Here is a 25919-nt window from a genome sequence, read left to right on the forward strand (position 1 = left end):
CTGCAATGTACGCCATCAAAGTAGAGCTAAAACTAAATAATAAAGAGCAAACTTTGATGCGTAAACATTCTGGTTATGCACGTTTTGTTTATAACTACGGCTTGGCACTGACACAGGGTTTGCACTCTGCTGGAGTAAAAGGAAGTATCACTAAACAGATAAACGAAATAAAGAAAGTATTCACCAACTACACCAAAAAGCAACCAGAAAATCAATGGATGAACGAGCTATCGTCCAAGGTTTATCAACGAGCTTTTATGGATTTAGGACAGGCTTACCAAAGATGGGCTAAAGGGTTATCTGGTAAACCTGTCTTGAAATCGAAGAAGAATGGAGATTCGTTTACTGTTTACGACAGCAATGGCAAGGTTTTAATCTTGTTTGGCAAAAAGATAAAGATTCCGACTTTAGGGACTTTTCGTCTCAAAGAAGCGAACCCGTGTTCGTACTGCACGCAAACTTTTACTATCAGTCGCCAAGCTGATAAATGGTACGTATCTTTTGCAGTAGATGCTGATAGAATACCGCCAACTTATCACCCACAAGAAGCGGTAGGAATTGATTTAGGCGTGAAATGTTTTTGCACCCTCAGTGATGGTTTCCAAATTGAAGCCCCCAAGCCTTATAAAAGAGCGAAAACCAAGCTAGCCAAGGCACAGTGGCGAAATCGAAATAAGCAATCTGGCAACCGTCGCCAAGGAATAAAACAGTCGAATAGAGCAAAGAAGTTTTATAACTCTATTGCCAAGAAACACGCTCGAATCGCCAATCAACGCCAAGATTTTCTGCATAAGACGACAACAGATATAAGCTGTAAGTTTTACCGGATTCGGATAGAAGACCTAAACGTTTCAGGAATGCTGGCTAATAGAAAACTTTCGTCAGCAATTTCTGATTTAGGATTTTACGAATTCCGTCGTCAACTAATCTACAAGTCTGAATTTTTCGGAACCAAGGTAGAGTTAGTTGACAGGTGGTATCCATCGTCAAAACTATGCTCAATCTGCGGGAACAAGCACGATAATCTGAAACTTTCTGACCGAGTTTATCAGTGTCAAGATAGATCGTGCTTGGCTCACACAATAACGATGGATAGGGATTTGAATGCGGCTTATAACTTGTTGAACGCACCATTGGATTTTGTACGGTTGGCTCAACCGGAAGTGACGCTCGTAGACAAGAAGTAGCCGACTACCTTGGCTGAAGCGAGAAATAAACCGCATTGTTCAGCAATGTATAAGTTTTATGGAGCAGATAGCAAAGTCAATAAATTGTTTTGCACCGGGACTGGTTTTACGCGGTACGACTAAATAAACGACTCGACTAATAGGATAAGTACTATTTTTAATTGCAGCTTGATCAGTAGGAGAAATTCCATTTACAGAAACAATACGAACCGTTTTTTGATTTTCTAACTGGGAAACTGTGCTGTAAGTGATGCCATTATTACCTAACTCACGTAATAGCGCAGTCGTTTCATCTTTCTTGATTGTGGTGAAGTTTGCACTATCAGGTGCAAAAGATTCCTCTAACAGCACAACTTCCTGAAAGAATGTATATGTACCACTATCTGGAGAGCGATTAATAACTTTGATTGGTAGGTCAGAACCTCCTAGTTGTGACCAGTTAGTGATTTTTCCTTGAAAAATTCCCTTCAACTGTTCCATAGTCAATTCCCCTTTATACGGGTTGTTGACGCCTACTGCGACAGCCAAAGCATCGCGGGCAATTGGAACTTGTACGAGTCCAGATTGTGCTTCATCAGCTTTTAGGGGACGTGAACTAGCAGCCATCAACACTTTGCCGTCTTTCAAGTTTTGAATCCCTTTATTGGTACCATTGGGACTACCATTTGGTAAACCATAAGTTGTGGGCAAGGAAGGATTTACCGGATTAAACGCAATTTGCAGCTGCTTGATCAAAGCGACTATTGTGACGCTACCATCAATTGTGAGCACGCTTGGGTTGGGCAGACTGGTATCCAAGTTTGATGTGTTAAAACCTTGAACTGTACTGGGTGTCGCAGTTTGCTGTTCAGAAGAATTGGCAGAAGGTTGAGTCTGTTGGTTGGATGCAAAAGGCAAGCTATTTCGGAAGAACCACACACCAAACCCTAAAAGCCCTAAAGTGACGAGCAGAGATAGCACCAAAGTGAATGTTTCTTTACTGTTGCTTTTATTAGCCATGAGTGCTTGCAGGTATTGGGAGTTTGTAAATTAGTATGGTCTAAATAGTGGCTAGTATTCCCTAGAACGCGGCTTCAGCTATCAATAGATGCGCCGAATAAACCGCTATCTCTATGCTACAGAAGTCTTTACGTATGTGGTGCGATCGCTCCGCGCAGAGGGCTTCTTCAATTTCAATGTCTGCAAATTCATCAAATTCAAGCTTTTTGCAATATTCCTACTACTCCCTTCCCGGTGCAAGATTACCTATCTTCTTTTTGATTTTCTTGGCGTCCTTGGCGACGCCAGTCACCTACGGAGGAGCCAGTACTGCGGGAGGGTTTCCCTCCGCAGGTATCTGGCGTTGGAAACCCTCCTGCAGCGCTGGCTCGTCTTGTTGCTAATCGTTAAATTAGCTATTCTTCTGGCGGGAAGGGAGTAAGTTAATGCGTACACGAGATTTTAGTCAATTGAAATACACAACACTCCTCTAAAAATCGCTTTGGAATATCTAGACTATCTCCCCAATGTTGATGAATGTAGGAAGCATGTAGAGATGGAAGCAAATTCCACCCTTCATCGCCTGTGGATTCTTCGGAGTCGTAGCGATAAGTTTGAAACAATGGCGAATTGGGAGTTGAAATTAAGCGGGAACGATGAAACTCATGTCCGTAAACGGTTGCACCTGCACTTACCAACAGACTATCCTGTAAAGCAACTGCTCGACGATACCCTAAGGTAAGACGCTTACCCATCACGGCTGTTGTAGGCAATACTCCTACCATTGACCAAGATTTATCCTCAAAATCGACGATTTGCTCGCATAGATACATTAATCCGCCACATTCAGCAATGGTAGGCATTCCAGAGAGAATTGCTGTTTTCACTGCATCACGGGTGGTGCTGTTTTGGGCTAGCTGTTGGGCAAAGACTTCTGGAAAACCACCGCCAAAATACATTCCTTGCACGTCTTTTGGTAATCCAGCGTCTTCTAAAGGACTCCAAAAAACCAGTTCTGCACCCAACTGCTGTAGCAAGTCAAGATTGTCTTGGTAATAGAAATTGAAAGCGCGATCGCGCGCCACAGCAATCCTTATGGAAAGTGGGGAGTGAGGGACTGAAGGAGTGAGGGAGTGAGGGAGTGAGGGAATAACTTCCCTGTTTCTTTGACTCTCTCCCTGTCTCGTTCTCGTCTCCTCTGTCGTTAAAAGTGGTAACAACCGTTCCCAGTCAAAGCAAGTATTTCCCAAATGGGCGAGTCGGTCAATTAAAGCTTGTAGTTGAGGAAGTTCTGCTGTCGGTACTAAACCCAGGTGTCGGTCTGGAATTGTAATATTTTCCTCACGCCGCAACACCCCAAGAATCGGTAATTGGAGAGGTTCTAGGGCATCTTTGAGAAGGGATAGATGGCGATCGCTTCCCACTCGATTAAGTACAAGCCCAGCAATTTTGACTTTTTGGTCAAATGAGCAATAACCGTGTGCGATCGCAGCCACAGAACCAGACAACCGACTGCAATCTATCACCAATACTACAGGTAAATTCAGTAACCGCGCTATATGAGCCGTACTAGCAAAGTCATTTGCCCCACCCCAGAGCTTGGGGAGGGGTTGAGGTGGAGTAACTCCATCAAACAGCCCCATCACTCCTTCGATTAAAGTATATTCACTTAGCTGAGAGTTATGAGTAAAACATTGCTTAATGTACTCTTCTGATGTCAGCACAGGGTCTAAATTGCGACAAGCGCGACCTGTGACGTGCTGATGAAACATCGGGTCGATGTAATCCGGACCAACTTTGAAAGATTGTACTTGTCTACTTCGTTGACACAAAGACGCCAAAAGGGTGAGCGTGACTGTCGTCTTGCCCACCCCACTGCGTTCTCCTGCAATAACTAAAGCCATAAAGAAGTTAAAAGTTACCAAAAAAGAACTCAGAACACAGTTGTCAGAACTCAGAATTAATTATAAGCACAGGCTGACCCTAAGCGACTTGCCTTGAGCGCAGCCGAAGGGTTTTTGAACAGTTAAATCAAGAGGACTTTATCCGTGGGGATATTCTGTGTTTTGCGTTCTTCTTAAAGCTATTGACTTTTATACAACTTTGTGAAATATTCTCATAATTATCCCCTCTCCTTTATAAGGAGAGGGGTGCCCGTGAGGGCGGGGTGAGGTCTTAACGAAGAAGAGGGGTGCCCGTGAGGGCGGGGTGAGGTCTTAACGAAGAAGAGAGGTGCCGTAAGGGCGGGGTGAGGTCTTAACGACTAACGTTTTGCTCCCAACTTGAGCATTTGAGCTGTAAGTGCGAGACCTTCTTCAAAAAGTGCCTCATGACCCCAGCGTTGCACCTGTTGGCTGAGTAAAACTTCTGCTTTTTGCTCGGAAAGTGAAGTCACTTGTCGAAACACACCACTAGCTTGGGCACCACCTTGTGTTTCCATCCGCATACAACCACCAGTTTCTGAACAGATCAGAGTTCCGCAGTTTGCCTCTGGATTTGTGGAACTAAGCCGCAATGCAATCAAATCACCAGGAATGTCACCCGCATCACCAACTGGGACTCCTGCTAACTCTGCTTCTATTTGCCGTTGATTCTGTGCAAGAAACTGAATTTTCGTGATGTCGTAATCTCCGCTTTCTTTTTGATAAGAAACAGGATGCCATTCTAGGCGACTTGCTAGCCAACCCAAAAACATCAGTGCTTGTACGGAGTTGCCTTTTTCATAATCAATGTTAACTCTGTCGATTTCTACTAAGGCAGCACGACGTTGGGGTGGATCGTAAGCTTCGGCTGTTAATTCCTGCCATCCAGAAAGACGACGCCAGTTCAAATCAGCGAGTGGAATATCAGATTCTACCAACTGTTGCAAGTTGAGCAAATCAGTTTCTGACTTGTTAAAGTAGCAGGAGTCCACAATCACATTGTTACAAACTGCCGATAGTCTCTTGAACAAACCGTTGTTAAGGTCTGGTGTTGCTTTCCACCAGAGAAACTTGGGCAAGCCACCAATTAACAATGCTTGAATCATCCCACCAACCCGTTCTAAAGCAGCAGCCGTTCCTGTGAAAGTAATGTATTCACAGCAAACGAGTGCACTTGCGGACTGCTTTTGAATTGGGCAGTAGGCAGAGACTTGAGCCGTTACCCCTACATCTTCGCCACCTATTGGAGACAGGGCAATAATCCGACAGGGGTTACGGATGGCAATTTCATCAGCAATTCGAGGGCTACTGGCATCTGGAGCATAAGATCCACCATTAGAACCGTTTTGGACAGTTGCCCCATTACTTTGACGTTTGGAGAGTTCTTGCCGCAAGACAGCAAGCGTTTCTTCTGTTGCTATTCCTGTCTCTGTCAAACCATGAGTTTTTTGTACTTCTCGCAACGCTGCTTGTGTTTGGGGACCGAGAATACCATCAATAGGACCTTTGTAAAGTCCCAAACCAGCCAATAGATACTGGGTTTCCTCGGGTTCGTAAACAACCAAAGTAAATGTTGTGGCGCGAGTGGCAGCAGGAAGTGCGCCATCTTCACCTGCAATACCGTAACTTTGCCAAATCTGACTTAGTTCCGCTTCAATATCTGTCAGCGAAACATCCTTGGGAGCTTGAAGTGAAAAAATTGTAGAAGCTTGGGAAGTCATAACAATTGAAGTATGAAGTATGAAGTTATGAAGTATGAGTTGCAGAAGGATAAAGGAGAAAAAATTTTATTTCTATCCTTTACCCTTCATTCTTCTATAATCTGCGCCAACGGCGACCATCTTGGTTAATTAACAACTCCGCTTCGGCTGGTTCCCAAGTGCCAGCTTCATATCGGGGAACGGACGCGGGGTCACTTGGCGTATCCCAAACGGAAAGGATTGGTGTCACCACCCGCCAAGCAGCTTCCACTTCGTCTGCCCGTGTGAATAATGTCTGGTCGCCCATCATACAATCTAAAAACAGGCGATCATAGGCATCGGAAGTTGCTTGGATACCAAAAGAACCATAAGTAAAGTCCATGTCAACGGAACGGGTACGGAATGCCGCTCCTGGCATCTTGACCTCAAAGCGTAGAGAAATTCCTTCGTTAGGCTGAATCCGCATTGCCAAAATGTTACCAGCCATTTGTTGAGCTGCAGATGGAAACATCCGCGAAGGAACTTCACGGAAGTGTATGGAAATCTCACTGACTTTTTTTGGCATCCGCTTACCAGTACGCAAGTAGAACGGAACTCCTTGCCAGCGCCAGTTATCAACCAGAAACTTCACCGCCACGTACGTGGGTGTTGTGGAGTTTGCAGCAACTCCGGGTTCTTCATGATAACCAGGCACAGGTTTACCCTTCATCCACCCAGCATTATACTGACCCCGTACTGCAGAACGGTGGAGATTTTGGACATCAGCTAATCGCGTGGCTTGGAGCACCTTCACTTTTTCCGTACGGATGCTCTCAGCATCTAGGGAATTGGGAGGTTCGATCGCACTCATGCAAAAAAGTTGCATCAGGTGGTTTTGCAACATATCCCGCAGTGCGCCGGAGCTTTCATAGTATCCAGCTCTGTCTTCAACTCCCACAGTTTCTGCCACAGTGATCTGAACGTGATCAACAAATTGGCGATTCCATAAGGGTTCAAAAATCGCATTGGCAAAGCGAAACACCAATAGATTCTGAACTGTTTCTTTCCCGAGGTAGTGGTCAATCCGGTAGACTTGCTGTTCTTTGCAATATTTCTGCACCACTCGGTTCAGACTTTGGGCTGATGCCAAGTCGCGACCAAAAGGTTTTTCAATGACTAGACGATGTTTGTCGGGGTCTTCCAGCATCCCCTGTGAGCCAAGTTGCTTGATTGCTTCTGGAAAGAAATTTGGTGCCACAGACAGGTAGAACATCCGGTTTCCCCGTGTTCCCCTTTTCTCGTCTAACTCACTCAATAATTTATTGAGTTTCTGATAAGTTTCTGGCTTATCCATATCACCAGAACTGTAGAACAGACCTTGGGAGAAGTCTTGCCAGAGTTCCTCCGCACCGACACCGCCATGAGCTTCTTCCATGCCCTTGCGCATTTGTTCGCGGAAGTATTCATGGCTCCAGTCGCGACGTGCTACGCCAACAATGGTGATTTCTGGTGGAATGCGTCGTTCTTGTCGCAGTTTGTACAGTGCTGGTACGAGTTTGCGCCAAGTCAGGTCACCGGAAGCACCAAAGATAGTTATAATCTGAGGTTCCGGCATCCGTTGCTGTTGCAGACCAACCCGCAGGGGATTTTCTAGCAGACTGACCATAACAATTTTGGGGTTTGGATGTAAGATTTGCGATTAGAAATTGGGGAAATTGTCCCTTTTGGGGATTAGGGACAATAGGAATTGTTAGTCGTTAGTTGTCAACTAGTTATCAGTTATCAAATAATTGATAACCCTTCGGGTTCGCCCTTCGGGTTCGCAGTCGCCTACGGAGGGAGACCCTCCTGCAGCGCTGTCTCACCAGTTGCCTACGGAGGGAAACCCTCCTGCTGCACTGGTCTCACTGTTCACTGATAACTGATAACTGTTAAGTTCTTACACAGGAGACAACTGTTTAACCTTGCTTTCCAGGGAGTTCATCAGTGATTCAAAGGGCTTGACAAACTTATCGATACCTTCAACGAGCAGTTCGTCCATGACTTTGTTGATATCAATGTTGATGTCTGGGTCTTTGAGGCTTTCTATCAGGTTATAAGCTTCTTCTGTGCCTGTTTCAATGCGGCTGGCGACGTCGCAGTGGTCAGCACAAGCTTCAATTGTGGCAGGTGGCAAGGTGTTGACAGTGTCCGGACCTACGAGTTCATCAACATACATCACGTCACTGTAGCTGGGGTCTTTGGTGCTGGTGCTTGCCCACAGGAGGCGCTGTACTTTTGCTCCCTTGGCTGCTAATGCTTTCCAGCTGTCTGTCTGAATAATCTTTTTGTATTCTTGGTAAGCAATTTTCGCGTTGGCGATCGCTACTTTTCCTTTGACATCTCTAAGCTTAGCTTCCAGGGCAATATCATCAACGCCTTTTTTTAATTTTGCGTCAATTTTACCATCAATATTCGAGTCAATCCGGCTGAGGAAGAAGCTTGCCACAGAGGCAATTTTGCTAATATCCTTACCTTCGGCTGCCCGTTTTTCTAAACCAGTAATGTAAGCCCAAGCTGTTTTGATGTAGCTGTCAACAGAGAACAACAGCGTAATGTTGACATTAATGCCATCAGCGATGACTTGTTCAACTGCAGGTAAACCCGCTTTTGTACCAGGAATTTTAATCATGACATTTTCCCGACCAATTTCTTGGTAATAGCGACGGGCTTCTTTGATTGTTGCCTGTGTATCATCAGAAATGCTTGGTGGAACTTCGATGCTGACGTAACCATCCAATCCATCGGTTGCATCATAAACCGGGCGTAGGATATCACAGGCGTTGCGGATATCTGCAAAAACTAGCGATTCGTAAATTTTCTCTGTTGGTAATCCAGCCTTGATTCCTGCTTCTATATCAGCGTCATAAATCGCGTTTCCGGCGATCGCTTTTTCAAAGATGGCTGGATTGGAGGTAATCCCACAGATGCCTTTGTTTTCAACCTGGTCTTTGAGTTCGCCAGATTGAATAATATCACGGCTCAAATTATCCATCCAGATACTTTGACCGTAGTTTTTGATTTCCAGTAATTGATTAGTTGCCATAGCTGTATTTGTTTGACTCCTGCTTCTAATGTATCTAAGTGACGTTTGTCAAGTTGTTAGTTGTTAGTCGTTTTACTCACTGATGACGACTAACGACTAATCACTTGGTTATGCCTGAGGTGCCTACTACACCTTCAACTGCGCTTTCTACGCTCTTCTAGTGACCGTTTTGAATGAAAGACTCTACCTTTGCAACATTTTTTGGGCTTCCAATAATTAAAGGTGTGCGCTGGTGTAGTTTTTTCGCTACTACCTCTAAGATATCCATGTGTCCAGTAGTTGCGCGACCACCTGCTTGCTCAATAACAAAAGCCAAGGGAGCAGATTCATAGAGTAAGCGCAGTTTACCTTCTGGTTTCGGAAGTGTCCCTGGGTAGAGAAATACACCGCCTTGAAGCAAAATTCTGTGGATATCACTTACCATTGCCCCACTATAGCGAGCGGTATAGCCTTCTGTTCTGTGGACATAGCGGACATATTCCCGAATCGACTCATCCCACTGCCAGAAATTGCCCTCGTTTACGCTGTATACAGGACCGTGTTCAGGAATCCGGATGTTTTCTTCAGTCAGGATAAATTCCCCTAAACTAGGGTCAAGGGTAAACGAATGAACTCCCCTACCAATAGTATAGACTAGCATTGTGCTAGGGCCATATAATATGTACCCTGCTGCAAGTTGGTGGCGTCCAGAAGCTAGCAGATCAGCCGCTTCACCATTGAGATCACTTCCTTCCTGTTGCCGAATTGAGAAAATCGAACCCAAACTGAGATTTGTATCGGTGTTGGATGAGCCATCTATGGGGTCATACAAAAGAGTGTAACGACCTATGGGGCAGTTTTCTGGAATGTAATAGGGTTTTTCCATTTCCTCAGAAGCGAGGCGACAAACTAAACCGCTTTGCTTGAAAACTGAGATAAACACATCATTGGCATAGACATCCATCTTTTTGACGGATTCTCCCTGCACATTGACATCCCCTGTAAATCCGAGAACCCCTTCCATTAAACCTGCATGGCTGAGGCGACGAGCAATCAGTTTGCCAGCTAGGGCGATCCGATTCATGAGCGCACTCAGATCCTGTGCTTGAGGTGAGAAGCTCTGAAGTTGCTGCAGAACATGACGGGATAATGTTGTACAATCCCGATCTAACGCCTTGTCTGCCACAACGTTCGTATTTAACTCCAAAGATTCCGGCGCTCTGGCCATTTTTTAACCTCCCTAGAGACTAGGTGTTTATTGGGTTGATCCCATCCGTTGCAACTTGTGGTTGCTGCCTCTATCTTAGAAAGGTAATTTGACAACTTGAATGTGATTTTAGATAAACTAAAGAAATGAATGAAATATGAGTCTATACAACGCTGAGTCATGTGTCTCGAATGATATATTTGAGTAACTCTACTCAGTTTTGCGGAAAATTTAGATACAATATTAGTTTTTGTGATTGATCGAGGTATGCGCTGACACGCCTGGAATGAAAGAAACACCATCTCCCTTCTTCCCTATTAAGAGTTAAGCGTTCGGGTGTTCCCTGTTAAGCGTTCCCTGTTTAAGGTTGGAAAAGCCGACTCATCATGACTATGATTTTGGAGTCACAACAAAGTCGGGCATCACTTTTGACTTTAGCGAATTGTTTAATTTGTTGTTTCTAGATATTTCAGCAATAAATAGCTTGCATAACTAGAAAACAATCTGTTATTATGATTATTCATCGCTCTTGAGACTATTATCTTTTAACCCAACTACCTCGTCGCTCCTCCTCGCGCGGTTTAGACTTATTAACCCTGAGTTGACGACCCATCCATTCAGCGCCATCTAGTGCTGTAATAGCTGCATCCTCTTGGGAGTCTTCGCTCATGTCTACAAACGCAAAACCGCGTAAGCGGCCAGTTTCGCGGTCAGTAGGTAAGACAACTCTTTTGACCTCGCCATATTCTGCAAATACTACTCTTAAATCTGCTTCTGTGGCGCGGTAGGAGAGATTTCCAACGTAAATAGTCATGTGAATCACGTAAGTCGCAACGAATAGCGAATAATTCAGCTTTCAAGCAAGCAAGCAAACAAACAGCCGAAACTGGTTGCCTTTCGCCTGACTCACCAATAGCAAAGATTGCAGGTAAAAAATTCAACGAAGTTGAACATTATTACGACTTCGCCAGCGGTTGGAGTGAATTTTCGCATACGCTACATATGATAACTGATTTTGTCAATTTTCTCAGTATGAGATTTTACAATCGCAGAGCAATTGCAATTAGCTTAACTTATAGGTTATAGTACAATCTATAGTCAATCAAGTTTTGTTTTATTTTTTTACCCGTTTATTGCAAAGATACTAAGCTTTGCTTAGTATCTTTACTGATTTCGGTGATATCTCCAAAAATCTTGGTATATTTGAACTTTATTCAATGCTAATCGACTGAGGGCCACCAGCTTTGCCGTTCTGTGCTTGAGCAGATTGAGTGGTAAAAGTCGTATAGCTACTTGAGTTGAGTTGCTCACTGAGCCAGCTTTTAACAGGATCGTCAGCAAGGTTGAGTCGTAGCAAACCGGAAACGAAACCGCCTAGAAAAGAAAGTGGATGGTGGGTGAATTGTTGAAATATTGGTTTCAATTCATCAACGAACATGAAGGTTCTCCTTTAAAAATGACCTTTGTTAAGGCGATCGTAACTCAAGATCTCTTTTAACTTCTAGTTGATCGTTAGCTTCTTCGCCCTAAGCCCCGCACCATAGCCTAAGGCTTGGTGACGGGATATAAAGCGGTTAAACAAGGGGGAACTTCTAAGAGCAAATTGCCTGATTATTTACATCAAGGTTTGTTCAGGCATCATACACTTATCAGAGTCGCAACCTGCTGGTCCTGCTTCGATTAAGTCGCCGAAATCATAGCGGCTTAAAACAGCATGAAAGTCTTCTGTTTTGCGGTGCATTTCCACTTCTTTCATCAACTGTTCGTACCGTTCTTTTGTTATCGGCTCAAAAGGTAAGCGAGGAAAAGTTTGAAGATCGTCAAACCGTGCCAGAAGTGCAGCACTGATGTAGCCTTCATCATTTTTGATGGCTTCGTATATCCGAGTTCCTAAAGTTTCAACCTCATTTTCTCGTAACTCAATGGTGGCAGAGGTGTTATGTGTGACATAAAATCTCTGTACCTGCATGTAGAAATCTATTTGGGCGATCGCACTAAATTGACTGATATCTATTTTATCAGCACCTGGTAAATCAGCCCAAGATACAGCAACTGGGATTTCGACCAACCATTCGCTAACTCGCGGATCGAAGGGGTCATTCAACAATGTACCGTCGTCATCTTTATCTGATTGGGAGGGTATAATACTGTACCCATACTCAAGACAAGCCAACGCTACGGGATCATTTTTGCGACAGGTAATACGACGTATAAATCTTTGTGCTTTGGGGGGATGCCATCCCGGGCTAGCACCTGTTAACAGAGACTTGGTACCGCTTGGTTGAACTGTGGTGCAGCGGTTTGGACGTTTTAAACCGTGGCGATCGCAGTAATCCCAAACAACACGATGTACAGTCTGTTTCCAAAAACTTAAGTATTCCTCCTCTTGACGCTTAAACACCAATCCTTCAGCAGTTGCAGGTCTTCCTTTTTCCCACCAACGTAACCAATCAACCCCAAAAGCATGAACAAAGAAATCAAATAACCCAGTAAAAGAAACACCGACAATTGGGTCTAATTTGCGGCTGTACTGGTAACGGGCTTCAATAAAATTGTGATGTAGAAGTGCTGCTGCAGAAAGTGCACCAGCGGTGAAAGCTTCTTCCTGTTCTTTGTAGTTATTTGGATCAATTTGGTTGAGGTGAATTTCTGAGAGATTGCAATGAAAATTTGAGCCAATAATTTCCAATTTTGTTATCCTAAAGGCTTTTTATCCCTTAGTTCTGGAGGTTTCCCTCATAGCCATTGCTGGGATACAACTGGTCAATTCCAGTTCAGTTCAGCATAACTTTTCTACCATTTTGTAGCCGGGGACTCGTGGGGGTATTATATTCTCTTCACTTATCAGTTATCAGTTACAGCCTTCCTAAATAGGATATGAACATCATCCTCTTGTTCTCTTTCTTTTCTTTGCGTCCAAAGACAGCGGGAAGCCACTGAGTCCCAAGGGGACACGCTGCGCGTTCGCCCTCTGGGCGTGCGCTTGCGCTTACGTGTCTATGCGCCTTTGCGGTTCATTTTTTTGTTCACGACTTATCTAGGATTGCTGTATCACTGCTTAACTATGTGGTGAAAAGGTTCAACTCCTATGCGTTGCACTACCTTAGACTTTTAAATAATAAGGTTAGCTCAAGATTAGCATACAGTAATGAATGAGTCATTTCATAGTTAGTTAATAATAGTTTTTCAAAATTTAAATAACAATTAAAAACTCACTTTTTCTGCTTAGCCTTCCTTGAATTTCCCCGGTTTTTAACGTGAGGCAAAATTATCTACCACACGGATTTAAAGCGTAACGAGCCAAGCGATGCTCTAGTTCACTTTCCGGAATTTGAGGGTAATTCTCTTGCAACCAATCTTTGGCTTTCCCCAAAGTGTAAGCCTTAAGAAAATCTACTTTGTGTTCGTGATTTTTCAAAAGGTCACAATTAGCTCTAGCGATAGCTTCACCAGCCCATTGAATTGCACCTTCACCACTGTAATACTGTTTGCGGACAGCATCAATACATTCTTCTAATGTGGGCTTTTGGTGAAAAACTCTTGTATGGTTTGCCATCCTTAAAGCATCACGCTCTGGATCGATGCGCCAATTACCATTTTCATCCTGCTGCCAAAGATTATCCTTAGCATCTGCAAACAAATTATCCTCACTTGAGCCTTGACGCATTCCAGCTGAGCGCCTAATATTACCGGCAACAATTGTGACAGCTGCTTCATCAATCAATAAACAGCACTCAACAGAATTTAACTGTCGTCCAACAGCTTTATTCAAAATGGATGCACAATGCTCATACAGTTCTGGTAATTTTACAGGATTCGCAACTCCTCCAAAACCCTTGAGTGGCTCTCCTGCTTGACGTACGTCGCTAATATCAACAATAACTTGAACATCTTGTGAAAATCGTTCATCGGTTGAAAGTTCCAACAAACTTTGATAAGATTGCACCCAACCTTGACGGCTATCTCCAACATAGATAGTGACAAGATGACTCTCTATTTTGACTTCTGTCTGCTCACGACGCTGACTAGGAGGAGTCGTACCAATTTCACCTTGCACTTGTACATGAAGGTGATTACGGATAGGGGGCAACTTGTTGATATATTGTGGTTCTAAAACTGCTCCAGTCCCGCAGCCCATCATTGCTAAATCCATCATCAACCCGAAAGCACTCCAGTCTTGCAGGTTGGTAGACGTACAGTTATAAGCCCCAGAAAAGTTTTGTTCCTCTTCGATCCAATTTGTGCCGCCAACCCATAACCAACGTCCGCTGGGTAATGCTTTCAAGTTTCGCTGCATCCGTTGTATGATATCAGCTTCGTGTGGAAGTAATTTACCAAGAGTGATGAAGCTATCGATAGTGCGATCGCACACCTGATCCCAAGTCTCTCTCACTCCAGCCTCTTGACGACGGCTATAGGTTCTAAAAAACACTGGATTAGCAGCTGGGGCAGTTTCTGGAAATTTTGCACCTTGGCGTTTCTTTTCAAGTTCACGAACCATAGATAATCAAGCCTTGTTGCTCACCGACATAGATTATGACTATACGCCAAGTGCAATGAGAAGATAAAGATTGAAAAATTGTAAGATTTGCGCTGTGTGCCTGGCTAGACTGATTGCAGTATAATTTTCCTATATCTAAGCTGTCACACCTTTGATTTGCACACAGTTCACAGGCAAAATGTTTGCCAGCACCCGACTCTGTTCTTTTTGAATTTTAAATTTTAAATTTTGAATTTTGAATTACCTATTGCTCCTTGGCGTTCTCCTCTTGGCCGTGCCCTTCATCGTAACCGTAGCCAGCCATACTCCCGCTACTTTCAACTTGCAACAGTCCAAACTGACGGACGCCCAGCTAATCGCACTGTTGTGTTTCGCGGCTTTCTAGGCGATACTAATTTGCTAAAAATTATCGTTGACACACGCAGCCAAAAATTCGACCAAATACTCCATCAACCTTGGGCAGAAATTTGCTGGTACTTTACTATTACTCGCGAACAGTTCCGCATTGCTGGACAATTGTCTCTCATCGACGCCAATCATCCTGACTCAGAACTGCAAAAAGCTCGTCAGCAAACGTGGCAAGACCTTTCAGACAATGGTCGTGTACAATTTGCTTGGCCCCATCCTGGAAAACCTAGAGATGATCAAGAAGCTTTCTCATCTTCTGTTGCTGATCCCGCTCATCCTCCACAAAACTTTTGCTTGTTATTGCTCGATCCCGTGCAAGTGGATCATTTAGAATTGCGTGGCGATCCCCAAAATCGTTGGTGTTATCTGAGAGATAATTCTCAGAATTGGTCTACAACTGCGATTAATCCGTAAATAATTTTTGCTTTCCTTGAAGTTTAATTGCTGTCGAATCGCTTCTACTTCTAGCACAGTCAAGCTAACTAAGTACAAAGCAGATATTCCTTAGGTGTAGAAGCGGTGATATGCTTAATGCATATTAATTTCATTTAAAAAAATATATATAATGGCGTCAACCATTTCTGTAGATGACTACTACCAACTTTGGTATGATAACAACAAAAATATTCAGCAAAGCGATCCAAGCGACAGTTCTGATGTCAGTTATATTTGTCCACCACAGTTTGGCAGAGGGTACGAGCGCTGCATTGAACTACGTGATATCAGCTTGATGATTATTGATGAGCAATTCCACGATGATTTGATTTTTGAAAGCAAATCTGAGGAAATGTATGTTGATGAAACGGAAATTGGTTTTCACCTGGCTGGAAATTACAACTGTCTCGATGCTGGCAAAAATTTCATTTATAGCGATGGTTTCTATGGTACTGATACCAAAGTTGTAGCTTTAGGACAGAAGCGGCTTCTCAAGGTTGATATTCATTTCAAACCTCATATATTGAGTAGTTTTATTACAAATAGGACAGAGCAAATTCCTCCAGAATTAAAAAGATTACTTGAGCCTAACAAACAAGGTAATCGTAATCATCAAGTCGATACTACCACTGCGGCGATGCGGTTGCCGCTAGAGCAAATTTTGAACTGTCCTTTTCATGGATTAACCAAACAAATTTATCTAGAAGGTAAATGTTTAGAGTTAGTTGCTTTGAAATTGGAACAATTAGCCCAGAGTAACCATGAGTCAACAAAATCGACTCTTCTCAAACCAGATGACATAGAACGCATATATCAAGCAAAAAACATTTTAATTCAAAAATTAGACAACCCCCCAACACTAATACAACTGGCGCGACTTGTTGGATTAAACGATTACAAACTCAAGATAGGATTTCATCAAGTTTTCGGTACAACTGCATTCGGCTATCTGTACCAGCAGCGAATGGAAAAAGCACGCTTACTGGTTTTAGAAGGGAAGATGAGCGTTAAAGAAATAGCGCGTGCGACTGGTTATCAAAACCAGAGTTATTTTAGTGTCGCTTTTCGGAAAAGATTCGGGGTTAATCCTAAATCTTATCGCTTTAACGATGAGTCAAAAATTGGTGGGTGATATCAAGTTTTGTACGTGGCGATAGCTTCCCTGGAGCATAGCGGCAGATCGCTCCGTGAATACTGTCAAGAAACCACATTTCATTAAGAGTCTGATTGATTAGTGTTTATTGCCAAGAGAACCGAACTTCCACCATACACTTGTTTACTGGTTAAAACAGACTTTAAAAAAAGGGAATCTTTTAACTATACCTAAAAAATGCGGGTTCATCATAGCAAAATGATTGGCATTTATAAAAAAATCCGTAGAGCGTTAAAAAAAATCCGTATACCAGCTAAATAAGTCTTCCGGAAAACAGCCAATCCAGATAATCTTCTTGAAATATGTTCTTAACTGGTGTGGGTGAAAACCTTCTAAACCGGGAACAAAAATATTAAAAATATTATGGTGTGAGGAGATTATGCGCAAACAACCCCAATCACTAATTGGTTTGTGGCTTGCTGGTGTAGTGGTTTTTGCTCAACCTGCGTGGGGGAAGGAGCGAGTTAAACCAATCGGACAGATTCAGCGAGTCAGTGAGGTTGACAAAACTACGACATCGACTCAGCGTAGCAATGCTCCTACTGAACCCGCTCTTGGCGATGCAAAGAATCAACAATCACGTCTAGCAACCAATTCCGGCTTGGTTAAACCGATAACAGACATTCGGCGAGTCAGTGAGATAGAACGTCCAGCTAGGAGTGCCAAAATGCTGGTGCAATCGCCAACCCCACAAGCGACACCAAGCTCACCAGTCGTGCAAGTCAGCTTCGTGAAGGCAAATCCCACGAACAGAGGTTTGGAACTAGTTTTACAAACTTCCAAAGCTGCTACGTTGCAACTGCAGAATCGCACTCAGGTAAATAGTAATACCTTCATCGTTGACATTCCAAATGCTCAACTGCGTGCACCAGGTGACAGACCCTTCACATTCCGCTCACAAAAACCAATTGCGGGTGTTACTGAGATAACGGTGACTAACTTTGATGCCAATACTATCCGAGTGACGGTGATAGGTGAAGCGAGTGCACCAACAGTTGAATTGTATGACAGTCCAAAAGAAGGTCTGATCTTCAGCGTGTCAACGGCTGCTTCCATTGCGCAAAACTCCACCCCAAACCAAAGGCAAGGGCAGGGATCACAACAGCCACAAACTCAGACACAGCCAACTCAACCATCAGCCCAGGGTGATGAACCGATTGAACTAGTGGTGACGGGTGAGCAGGACGGATATAGTGCCTCAGATGCAACAACTGCCACAAAGACAGACACTCCACTGCGTGATATTCCCCAGTCAATTCAAGTTATCCCGCAAACAGTTATTAAAGACCAACAAATCACACGCATTACCGATGCAGTCAGTAATGTGTCAGGTGTAACGGTTCAAAGAGATCTTGATCAGAGTGTAGACAGCTATAACATTCGCGGGTTTACAACGCAGAACTTCCTTATAGACGGGTTTTATTTTCCAGCATATGGATCACTCGATCTTTCGCCGTACAGCATTGAACGGGTTGAAGTGCTCAAGGGACCTGGTTCTGTGCTGTATGGTCAGCTTGAGCCAGGTGGCATCGTTAACTATGTCACCAAGAAGCCTTTGAGCGAACCCTACTATTCTGGTGAATTTGTGATCGGAAATTATGACTTCTATAACCCGTCGATTGATATTTCCGGTCCTTTAACTGAAGATAAACGACTGCTCTATCGCTTGAATGCGGCATACCAGAGTACTGGTAGCTTTGTCGATTTTGTCAACGGGGAGTCATTTTCTATTTCACCCACTTTGACCTACAAAATTGGGGATGCAACGACCTTAAACTTGAGGTACAACTACAGCAATACCGATTATCTCACTTATTCAGGACTACCAGCCGATCCAAAAAGTTTTAATGCTCCGATCAATCGATTCCTGGGAGAACCGAACAGTGATAGTAAAGTACATTCTGAAAACCACTTAATCAACTTAAACTTCACCCATCGCTTTAACAAGCATCTGGAGTTTCGTAGCAGCTTCACTACCCAACTTACTAATTCTAACAATCCAGGAATTTTTCGGGTTCGAGGCCTTCAGGATGATGGTCGTACTGTCAACAGAGACTTCGCCGTAGATATCTCCGATATTGAAATTTATTCACTGCAAAACAATTTCATTGCTGATTTCAACACAGGTTCTATTCAACATAAGTTACTGTTTGGCGTTGATTGGACAAAGCTGAACGCACTTCAACCAGGTTTGCGTGCAGGTCAAGCCGAGACACCCCTGTCTCCTGGAGCTGTTGTAGCTCCCATCGACTTGTTTAATCCAATCTATGGGGCACCTGCACCAACAGTGTTTGATGGTTTTAGCGGTGTTGATAACGCAATATCTGGTACTTTTGTCGAAACCTCTGCTATTTATCTGCAAGACCAAGTAACCCTGCTGCCCAATCTGAAGCTTTTACTGGGTGGCAGATATGACTTTGTGAATAATGCTAGCACCAGACAGCCAATCGATCAGAATTTCAATACGTTGGGTGCAAGCACACGGGATGAATCTTACAGTGAAGCTTTTTCGCCCCGGATTGGTATTGTCTACCAACCGATAGAACCGCTTTCTTTATATGCCAGCTACAGTCAGTCTTTTGTTCCTAATACTGGTCGTAATCGAAACGGAGGAGTTTTTGAACCCTCACGGGGAACTCAGTACGAAGCTGGGATCAGAGCCGAATTGCTCGATCGCCGCTTGATTGCCAACTTAGCTGCTTACGAGATTACCAAAACCAATGTGCTGACTAGCGATGCACAAGATCAGAATTTCCAGATCGCAACAGGTGAAGTCACCAGTCGAGGCATTGAATTTGATCTAGCTGGAAAAATTCTGCCTGGTTGGAATATCATTGCGTCCTTGTTCCACAACGATGCCTTTGTCAGTAAAGATGAGAGCATTCCTAAAGGAGACAGATTAACAGGTGCTCCCAGGCAGGGCGGCAGCTTATGGACAACTTATGAAATTCAATCCGGCAATTTACAAGGATTCGGATTTGGTGCAGGAGTCTTTTTTGCGGGTAGCCGCGATGTCGTTCTACCCAACACCTTTAAAATTCCCTCCTACGGAAGATTCGATGCTGCTGTGTTTTATCGCCGCGATAACTGGCGCGTGGGGATTAATTTCAAGAATCTCTTAGATACCAAGTATTACGAGTCAACGACGTTTGGTGATATTCGTCCGGCGGCACCGTTTACAGTACTGGGAACAGTTTCAATCAGTTTTTAAGACTGCAATCAAAGTTTTTATATCAAGTTCGGTTGATTAGTTATTATTCCGAAATCTGTGCACAAAGAGTGAAAATCCTTTCCCCCTGCTCCCTTCCCCCTGCCCCCTTGCAGCCTTCATGATAAGTCTTTAACCGGACACGATATTAGAGGCATCTGCCATGAAATCTCTCAAACTTCGCCAAATCGTCTTTACCCTACACTGCTATCTTGGTTTTACAGTTGGACTAATTCTTATTATTGTTGGTTTGACGGGTAGCCTGTCGGTGTTTGGACCCGAAATTGACCAGCTCCTAATCAGACAACAATTTGGGCAAGTCATTCCCACCCAAGAAGCGCGACTTTCCATTGGCTCAGCCTTTGAGACCGTTAAAGCCGCCTATGCATCGCAACCTGAACTCACTGGGTGGATTGACACATCTGGAAACTCCCACTCACCCTACAGATTTGTACTTTCCACCAAGGATAGTAATGAGATTGAGGTCTCCCTGAAACCAAGCGCGGTACTGATAGTTTAGAAGATTCCTTATTGCCTGGACTACAAATTACGCCTCAACAAATCTTCCAGCAAGCAAGAATTTCCTAATCTCGACCAATTTAGCAGCAAAGTGCTGCGAATATAAGATGGATTAACCTCTTTTATCACTCTATAGTCATCCTCGTGAGCGTTCTATGAGAAGCGATCGCCTACGGCAGAGCTACGCTTAACGCCTTTTCACTTGGCTCTAAAGGATATTATTTATCAAAGGTTGACTTGCTTGGTCGTTAAATCCCAGAACCATCCAGGAACTCTTCTATCACCTTATTTTGCAAAAGGCAATAAGTGTGAGTTTGTGAAGATGGCTCATCTTTTAATATGTGGGAATTTGAGGTGTGAGGTGTTGACAATGATGAGTTAACGAAAGGAACTAAAACTTTTTGCTGTGGTTGTTGCAACTGTTCAATTTTTTGTTCCAGTTGCTCGATGCGATCCACTAAAGCACGTATGACTTGGGCTTCAGCATCTGGTAAACTTCCGTGTTCTAGGGGGTTGACTCGAACGCCAGAACGATATAGTATTCTGCCTGGAACACCAACTACGGTACAATCTGCTGGCACATTGCGTAAGACAACTGACCCAGCACCAATGCGGACATTGTTGCCAATTTCGATATTACCGAGCACCTTGGCTCCGGCTCCTACCACAACATTTTCTCCTACAGTCGGATGGCGCTTACCGCATTCCTTACCTGTACCACCAAGGGTCACACCTTGATAAATTAAGCTATAGTTTCCTACAATTGCCGTTTCCCCAATCACCACACCCATACCGTGATCAATAAAAACACCTTGACCAATCGTTGCACCTGGGTGGATTTCAACTCCGGTTAAAAATCGAGCTATGTATGAAATCAAGCGAGGGATAAGGGGAATGTGAATGATATGCAGCCAATGAGCCAGCCGATGTAACATTAGGGCTTGCAAACCGGGGTAGCAAAATAACACTTCCAACCAGTTACGAGCAGCTGGGTCGCGTTCAAAGATGATGCGGAAGTCAGCAACAAATGTAGATAACACGCTTCTTGTACCCTAGTTTCGCCAATCAACTCAAACTCTATTTTAGCGTTCCAGGTGCCATAAACAAAATCGTTGGTTGTAATACCAATTTTAAAAATGATTGGTACACGCTTCACTAATTCTTGCAGCCGTAAACAGGCATACACCGAATAGGGTTTTATCACGCTCTGAGTCAAACCCTTGGGCAAAAACTAGCTGTATCTCTTGCTGTGTGAGAATTTTGGCGCGTCCGTACCGATTGACGTTCATCGTCAGATAAAAAACTACTGTGTCTACAGCTTACAATTAAAAGCCCCCAGATGCGGTACTGGAGGCTGAGAATTTGCAAAATGGTACTACTGGGGTTCACCGTGCCAAAACGGGAAAATTGTACGCGCTTGGCTGAACGATTTACCTCAAAACTTTGAAAATACGTTGAAAAAACCTCGTTTCCTTGGTGCAGAGTATAATAAATACTCTGCACCAAGGGTGATTACAAGTAACTGAAACGTAGATAGAGAGCGAGTTTCGATCAAGCGCGTACAATTTTCCTTTTCTGGTGCAGTGACGCCTACAACAGGAAGATGTAGTTACAGCAGTTTTAGACTGTATTAATATTGGAGGGACAAATTTCTGGAATGCCAATTTCTTAACTTGTAGCTAGTTACCAGGTTAGCTGAGATAATGTTTATCTTGAAATCAATCCACAAACTCTTATGAAAATAGGGCAAAAATTCAATTCTCTTACTTACAGTGAATATATATATATAATAGACAACCATAAAAAGTTTTCAGATTGGAACACACTTGGATTATTTCGCTCTCTTGTTGAAACAAAAAAATTAGATTTCAATCAGAAAATCGAAATCAGAGATTATGCTAATAAACAATTTCAGAGGGCTTTTGACTTTTTACAGTTGAAAGACCCTTCTACATATTTTTATTTAAAAACACTTGGAGAAAATATAACAGTAGCAGACGAAGATAAAATATGGAAAGGTATCCGATTTAATCAAGAAAAAATTTTGAAAAAGAAAAAGATAAAACATAGAAATTTCGGAGAGTATTCAAAACATAATTGTGGAAATGATTGGTGTCCATATAATGGATTGATGATAAAGCAAGGCTCGTTATTAGCAGAAGGTAATATGCGCTTTAAGAGTGATAAATCCCGAACTGTAAGCGTTGTCAAATCAGAAAATCATAGAAAGCAAAGAAAGAGAATGAAAAAGTTAATTCACCAAGAGCTTGTAACTTTTTGAGTAGAGAAGAGGCAGGGTACGTTCCGGGCTATATGTAAAGCATTTTGGACGCGAATATTACTACGTGTAGGCACCTGCAATGCTAATCGCTCAGACCTGCAATCAAGACATTTCTCAGCGATCCATAAGTAGTATTTAAGAAAAAACTTCGAGGTTACTTGACCAAACATTAGACAGGGTAGTCAACCGTAAAAATTGCAGAGGCACTGGAACGACGGCTAATCATCCAGTGCTTTTTATTTTAGTTTTGCTTTTCAGTTTCCAACCACTTATTTTAAATTCATAGGGATTCTTGAGTTAGACGACATGAAATCTGGTGACTGCCATTAAACCGTTGGTAACACATATAGCTATACATCTAGGTTGGGGAGGACAGTGCAGCAGGAGGGTTTCCGCTCTCACGGCAAGTCTGGCGTTTGAGGAACGAAACCCAACTCCAAAATTTTGATTTTGTTGGGTTTCACTGTTAAGCGTTCCCTATTAAGCGTTCGGGTGTTCCCTGCTATGGCTATTGCTATAAAAAAGCAGGGAAAGACTAGAAATAGTACTAAGTCTTTCCCTGCACCCTCTGTACTCCATGAACCAAGAATAGCTACAGCTTGGTTTATACAGATTTCGGGATTTAGCTAACGTAAAAATTGAAAAAATACGCCACCTTTGAGCAATTCTGTGTCACTACCATAACTACTAAGGGTGAGCGATCGCAAATTTTGGAAAAATGGCTTGCCCAGGACTTCCACAAACTTCAGAATTGGTAGTTGACGCTCTAAAATATCCTGACTCTTTGTCCAGTCGATATAAACGTAGCCTTGGTTCGGTTCACCAATCGCAGCGATACTGTCTTGGAAATCACGATTCTTAACTAACGGGTTCTCCTTAGCCGTCAAAGCTGCATTGATTGTCTCAACAGAGGATGCAAAAATCTGGTAATTTCCGATGTCAGCACGTGCAGCTACAACGTTTGCTTGAATTGTGAACAATTCTCGCTCTTTTGCTTCACTAGATTTATTGATAGCAGTTTTTAGCTGTGTCCAAGCAGAGATTTTTTGGTCATTTAAGGTGAAGGAATTCAGCGAAAGCCCTTCTGATGAGGCGAGTTGATCCAAACGGGAAATTGCTGTGGGTGTCTTTTCGGATTTTTGGGCGACAAAAATCCAATCGGGATTTGTTTGCTCTGCGCGGGGTAACAATGCGATCGCGAATTCTCCTTCCACCGAGTTAAAAATATCTTCTCTCCAGTTGATAAGCGAACGTTTTTGAACATCTGCCACCGGGAGGAACTTAGAAATCACATCTTCTGTGGAAGCAGATAGGCTAGCTGTCACTTGTTGCCAAAGTTGTGCTAAATCACTCTCACCCAAACCGCTTAAATTTGATCCTGCTACTGCTAAACTTGCTGAAGCTGGGATATACTCCAACGCACCCACAGGTTCAGAAAGTTGTGCAGCTGGGGGTGAAGTTTCTTTTTTTGCCAAAAAAGCAGTTTCAGCGAGCAATCCTTTGGGATTTGATACTAGGGAAATAATTTGGTTGTCATAAGTTTGAGCATCAGATTTGAGGTTCTGCCATTTTGCTACTACGGGGAGATTCAGAAAAGCAACAGCCTGTGCTTCTTTGGACAGTTGTTTGGTTGCTTTTTGGTATTTGTTGGAACTGGTTAAATTCAAATCGGACACCTGTACATTATTAATTGCCTCTCGCAGCACTTTTGGATGATTGGCAAACAAGACAAAGCTATTACCTACAACTGCACCAGCAAGACTATTTTGATTTTTGACTTGTTCCTTTTCAGAAGACGTTGAAGGAATCTGATTGTCAGAAATTAGCTTCACGCCCTTGTATTCTTCAGTTGCTAAATTTGCCCCAGCCAAAGCGCGCTTAGAAAACAATAGCTGAACAAATTCACGGCTTTTCTCGGGTTGAGTGGTTGCAAGTGCCATTAGATACCCTGGCTGCTGTCCGTTTTCAGAATCGTGATCAATGTCTAAGCTTGTGACAGCCAATGTTATTTCGTTTCCTAACCAAGGTTTAATTTCCTGTTGGTAATCTATACCCGTATTCGCGAGTAATCTTGTTTTCAATTTTGACAGTTCTCCATCACGCTCAAACGCCTGCAAGCGTTCTGGATTCACCAGCATCGACACCAGAACTGGTGCTTGTTTAGACACGAAAATTGCGGCATCTGACTGTCCTGTAGGAGCGATACCGGTTAGGGAATTTTTGGCGGATAACCCGTTACAACCAGTCATACCAATCAATAGCAGCATCATAATACCCACTGCTACAACTCTGAAAAATGAGCGTTGTGTCATAATTTTTATACAGACCGCTAGGGGTGCAAATACAAATAATCAACTACCAAATTAAATTATCAAAGGTAGTTCTGTTACTAGAAATTAGTTTAGTACTGAAACTTACGCACAAGTCTATCAGAAATCAGGTTATCTCTTAATTGTTAGATGCTCACTTTACAGCATTAAGCCGAACTTCAGAGAAATTCTGCATTAAAACCGGATTTTTCAGTCCTTTAATGAAACGGCACTCACGTACCTACCAAACCCAAAGAACGAAGATTTTTTGTCAATATAATATAGTATAGGATTTTTATTAAAACTTCATGATGGGCAAACCTTCCGAACCATCCATTACCCAAATTAACGTTGAAGAACTGGCACAACGCTTATCTTCAGGAGAGCCAATTCAGCTTGTGGACGTGCGTGAACCACAAGAGGTGGCGATCGCCCACATCGATGGCTTTGTCAATTTACCTTTGAGTCAGTTTCCTGACTGGGCAGATCAAGTCAACACCCGCTTAGATCCCCACGCTGAAACTCTTGTGCTGTGCCATCATGGCATTCGTTCTGCTCAGATGTGTCAGTGGTTAACTGTTCAAGGCTTTACAAATGTCAAAAATGTTATGGGTGGAATTGATGCTTACTCAACTCTGGTTGACTCTTCCATTCCCCAATACTAGCTGCTGTTTTGCATTAAGCGGATATGTAGTCTGCTAAGACTGACGATTTTAATTTGCCTATGCTATCCTCTGTACAAGCTAGGATAGCTTTAAGTGTTGAGTGGTAAATATTTGTATTCTACCTATGTGCCTTTTTTGGCTGTTCAGGAAATTCGTAACTTGAAATACAGAGATTTGAATAAACTTATGCAAGTATGCATAAGTAGGGGCTAATTTACTTCAATCCAAAAGCTTTTTTCCAGCAATTTACCTGTATTAATAGTAACTTTACTCAAGGCAGTACAGTGTCTTTACTTTTCTTTACTTCTTTTTGCTTATTGTTGTAGAAGCAAAGTGCTTGTGATCTTGCTTTACTATTATTAATCCTTATTTAATTTAGAGTTATCTCTAAAAATTTTTTCAA

Annotated in this window: 18 protein-coding genes and 3 pseudogenes; 8 read left to right on the forward strand and 13 right to left on the reverse strand. The window is 43.0% G+C overall.

What is annotated here, in order from left to right; all coding sequences use genetic code 11:
* Positions 1-5 precede the first annotated feature (5 nt).
* Positions 6-1187, forward strand: coding sequence for an RNA-guided endonuclease InsQ/TnpB family protein (locus DP114_RS08505; RefSeq protein ID WP_169264248.1), 1182 nt, complete (start codon positions 6-8; stop codon positions 1185-1187).
* A 39-nt stretch (positions 1188-1226) separates the two neighbouring features.
* Here the strand turns inward: DP114_RS08505 and DP114_RS08510 are convergent, their stop codons facing one another.
* The 10 genes and pseudogenes from DP114_RS08510 to nrdJ (DP114_RS08555) form a co-directional block, all read right to left on the reverse strand.
* Positions 1227-2186, reverse strand: a complete 960-nt coding sequence (locus DP114_RS08510) for a phosphate ABC transporter substrate-binding protein (RefSeq protein ID WP_171975887.1) — start codon at positions 2184-2186, stop codon at positions 1227-1229.
* Positions 2187-2608: 422 nt separating this feature from the next.
* Positions 2609-4069, reverse strand: a complete 1461-nt coding sequence (locus DP114_RS08515; protein ID WP_171975888.1) for a cobyrinate a,c-diamide synthase — start codon at positions 4067-4069, stop codon at positions 2609-2611.
* Positions 4070-4428: 359 nt separating this feature from the next.
* Positions 4429-5808 carry a glucose-6-phosphate dehydrogenase assembly protein OpcA gene (gene opcA / locus DP114_RS08520; RefSeq protein WP_169267831.1) on the reverse strand — a complete coding sequence of 460 codons (1380 nt, stop codon included), beginning with the start codon at positions 5806-5808 and terminating at the stop codon, positions 4429-4431.
* Positions 5809-5902: 94 nt separating this feature from the next.
* A complete protein-coding gene (gene zwf / locus DP114_RS08525; protein WP_169267832.1) occupies positions 5903-7432 on the reverse strand; it encodes a glucose-6-phosphate dehydrogenase in 1530 nt (509 codons plus the stop codon).
* A gap of 273 nt (positions 7433-7705) precedes the next feature.
* Positions 7706-8851, reverse strand: a complete 1146-nt coding sequence (tal, locus tag DP114_RS08530; RefSeq protein ID WP_171975889.1) for a transaldolase — start codon at positions 8849-8851, stop codon at positions 7706-7708.
* A 157-nt stretch (positions 8852-9008) separates the two neighbouring features.
* Positions 9009-10058, reverse strand: coding sequence for a class 1 fructose-bisphosphatase (fbp, locus tag DP114_RS08535; protein WP_171975890.1), 1050 nt, complete (start codon positions 10056-10058; stop codon positions 9009-9011).
* 517 nt (positions 10059-10575) lie between these two features.
* Positions 10576-10851, reverse strand: coding sequence for an RNA recognition motif domain-containing protein (locus DP114_RS08540; protein ID WP_169267835.1), 276 nt, complete (start codon positions 10849-10851; stop codon positions 10576-10578).
* A gap of 396 nt (positions 10852-11247) precedes the next feature.
* Entirely contained in the window at positions 11248-11475 is a 228-nt protein-coding gene (locus DP114_RS08545; RefSeq protein ID WP_169267836.1) for a hypothetical protein, read from the reverse strand.
* Positions 11476-11652: 177 nt separating this feature from the next.
* A pseudogene (nrdJ, locus tag DP114_RS08550) lies at positions 11653-12723 on the reverse strand (ribonucleoside-triphosphate reductase, adenosylcobalamin-dependent); the annotation flags it as partial.
* Between the two features lie 588 nt (positions 12724-13311).
* Positions 13312-14538 (reverse strand): annotated as a pseudogene (gene nrdJ, locus DP114_RS08555) (ribonucleoside-triphosphate reductase, adenosylcobalamin-dependent); the annotation flags it as partial.
* A 228-nt stretch (positions 14539-14766) separates the two neighbouring features.
* Between nrdJ (DP114_RS08555) and DP114_RS08560 the strand changes: the two are divergent.
* The 5 genes and pseudogenes from DP114_RS08560 to DP114_RS34795 form a co-directional block, all read left to right on the forward strand.
* Positions 14767-15360, forward strand: coding sequence for an Npun_F5749 family FMN-dependent PPOX-type flavoprotein (locus DP114_RS08560; RefSeq protein WP_171975891.1), 594 nt, complete (start codon positions 14767-14769; stop codon positions 15358-15360).
* A gap of 151 nt (positions 15361-15511) precedes the next feature.
* Complete coding sequence (locus DP114_RS08565) at positions 15512-16513, forward strand: helix-turn-helix transcriptional regulator (RefSeq protein ID WP_169267838.1); 1002 nt, start codon at positions 15512-15514, stop codon at positions 16511-16513.
* A 400-nt stretch (positions 16514-16913) separates the two neighbouring features.
* On the forward strand, positions 16914-19745 hold the full coding sequence (locus DP114_RS08570) for a TonB-dependent siderophore receptor (RefSeq protein WP_171975892.1): 2832 nt from the start codon (positions 16914-16916) through the stop codon (positions 19743-19745).
* A 160-nt stretch (positions 19746-19905) separates the two neighbouring features.
* On the forward strand, positions 19906-20262 hold the full coding sequence (locus DP114_RS08575) for a PepSY-associated TM helix domain-containing protein (protein WP_171975893.1): 357 nt from the start codon (positions 19906-19908) through the stop codon (positions 20260-20262).
* Positions 20229-20330: pseudogene (locus tag DP114_RS34795) on the forward strand (Uma2 family endonuclease); the annotation flags it as partial. The gene DP114_RS08575 and the pseudogene DP114_RS34795, both read left to right, overlap by 34 nt.
* 179 nt (positions 20331-20509) lie before the next feature.
* On the opposite strand, the gene cysE reads toward DP114_RS34795, so the two are convergent.
* Together cysE and DP114_RS08585 are read right to left on the reverse strand one after the other, a co-directional pair.
* A complete protein-coding gene (cysE, locus tag DP114_RS08580) occupies positions 20510-21301 on the reverse strand; it encodes a serine O-acetyltransferase (RefSeq protein WP_169264235.1) in 792 nt (263 codons plus the stop codon).
* 90 nt (positions 21302-21391) lie between these two features.
* Positions 21392-21550: a hypothetical protein gene (locus DP114_RS08585; RefSeq protein ID WP_216669980.1), complete on the reverse strand. Its 159-nt coding sequence runs from the start codon at positions 21548-21550 to the stop codon at positions 21392-21394.
* Positions 21551-21996: 446 nt separating this feature from the next.
* Between DP114_RS08585 and DP114_RS08590 the strand changes: the two genes are divergently transcribed.
* Positions 21997-22542 carry a hypothetical protein gene (locus DP114_RS08590; protein WP_171975894.1) on the forward strand — a complete coding sequence of 182 codons (546 nt, stop codon included), beginning with the start codon at positions 21997-21999 and terminating at the stop codon, positions 22540-22542.
* Positions 22543-23168: 626 nt separating this feature from the next.
* Here the strand turns inward: DP114_RS08590 and DP114_RS08595 are convergent.
* Positions 23169-24854, reverse strand: coding sequence for a DUF3352 domain-containing protein (locus tag DP114_RS08595; RefSeq protein ID WP_171975895.1), 1686 nt, complete (start codon positions 24852-24854; stop codon positions 23169-23171).
* A gap of 305 nt (positions 24855-25159) precedes the next feature.
* On the opposite strand from DP114_RS08595, the gene DP114_RS08600 reads away from it, so the two are divergent.
* A complete protein-coding gene (locus DP114_RS08600) occupies positions 25160-25516 on the forward strand; it encodes a rhodanese-like domain-containing protein (RefSeq protein ID WP_171975896.1) in 357 nt (118 codons plus the stop codon).
* The last annotated feature ends 403 nt before the right edge of the window (positions 25517-25919 follow it).

It is taken from the genome of Brasilonema sennae CENA114 (genome assembly GCF_006968745.1).
Taxonomy (GTDB): Bacteria; Cyanobacteriota; Cyanobacteriia; order Cyanobacteriales; family Nostocaceae; genus Brasilonema; species Brasilonema sennae.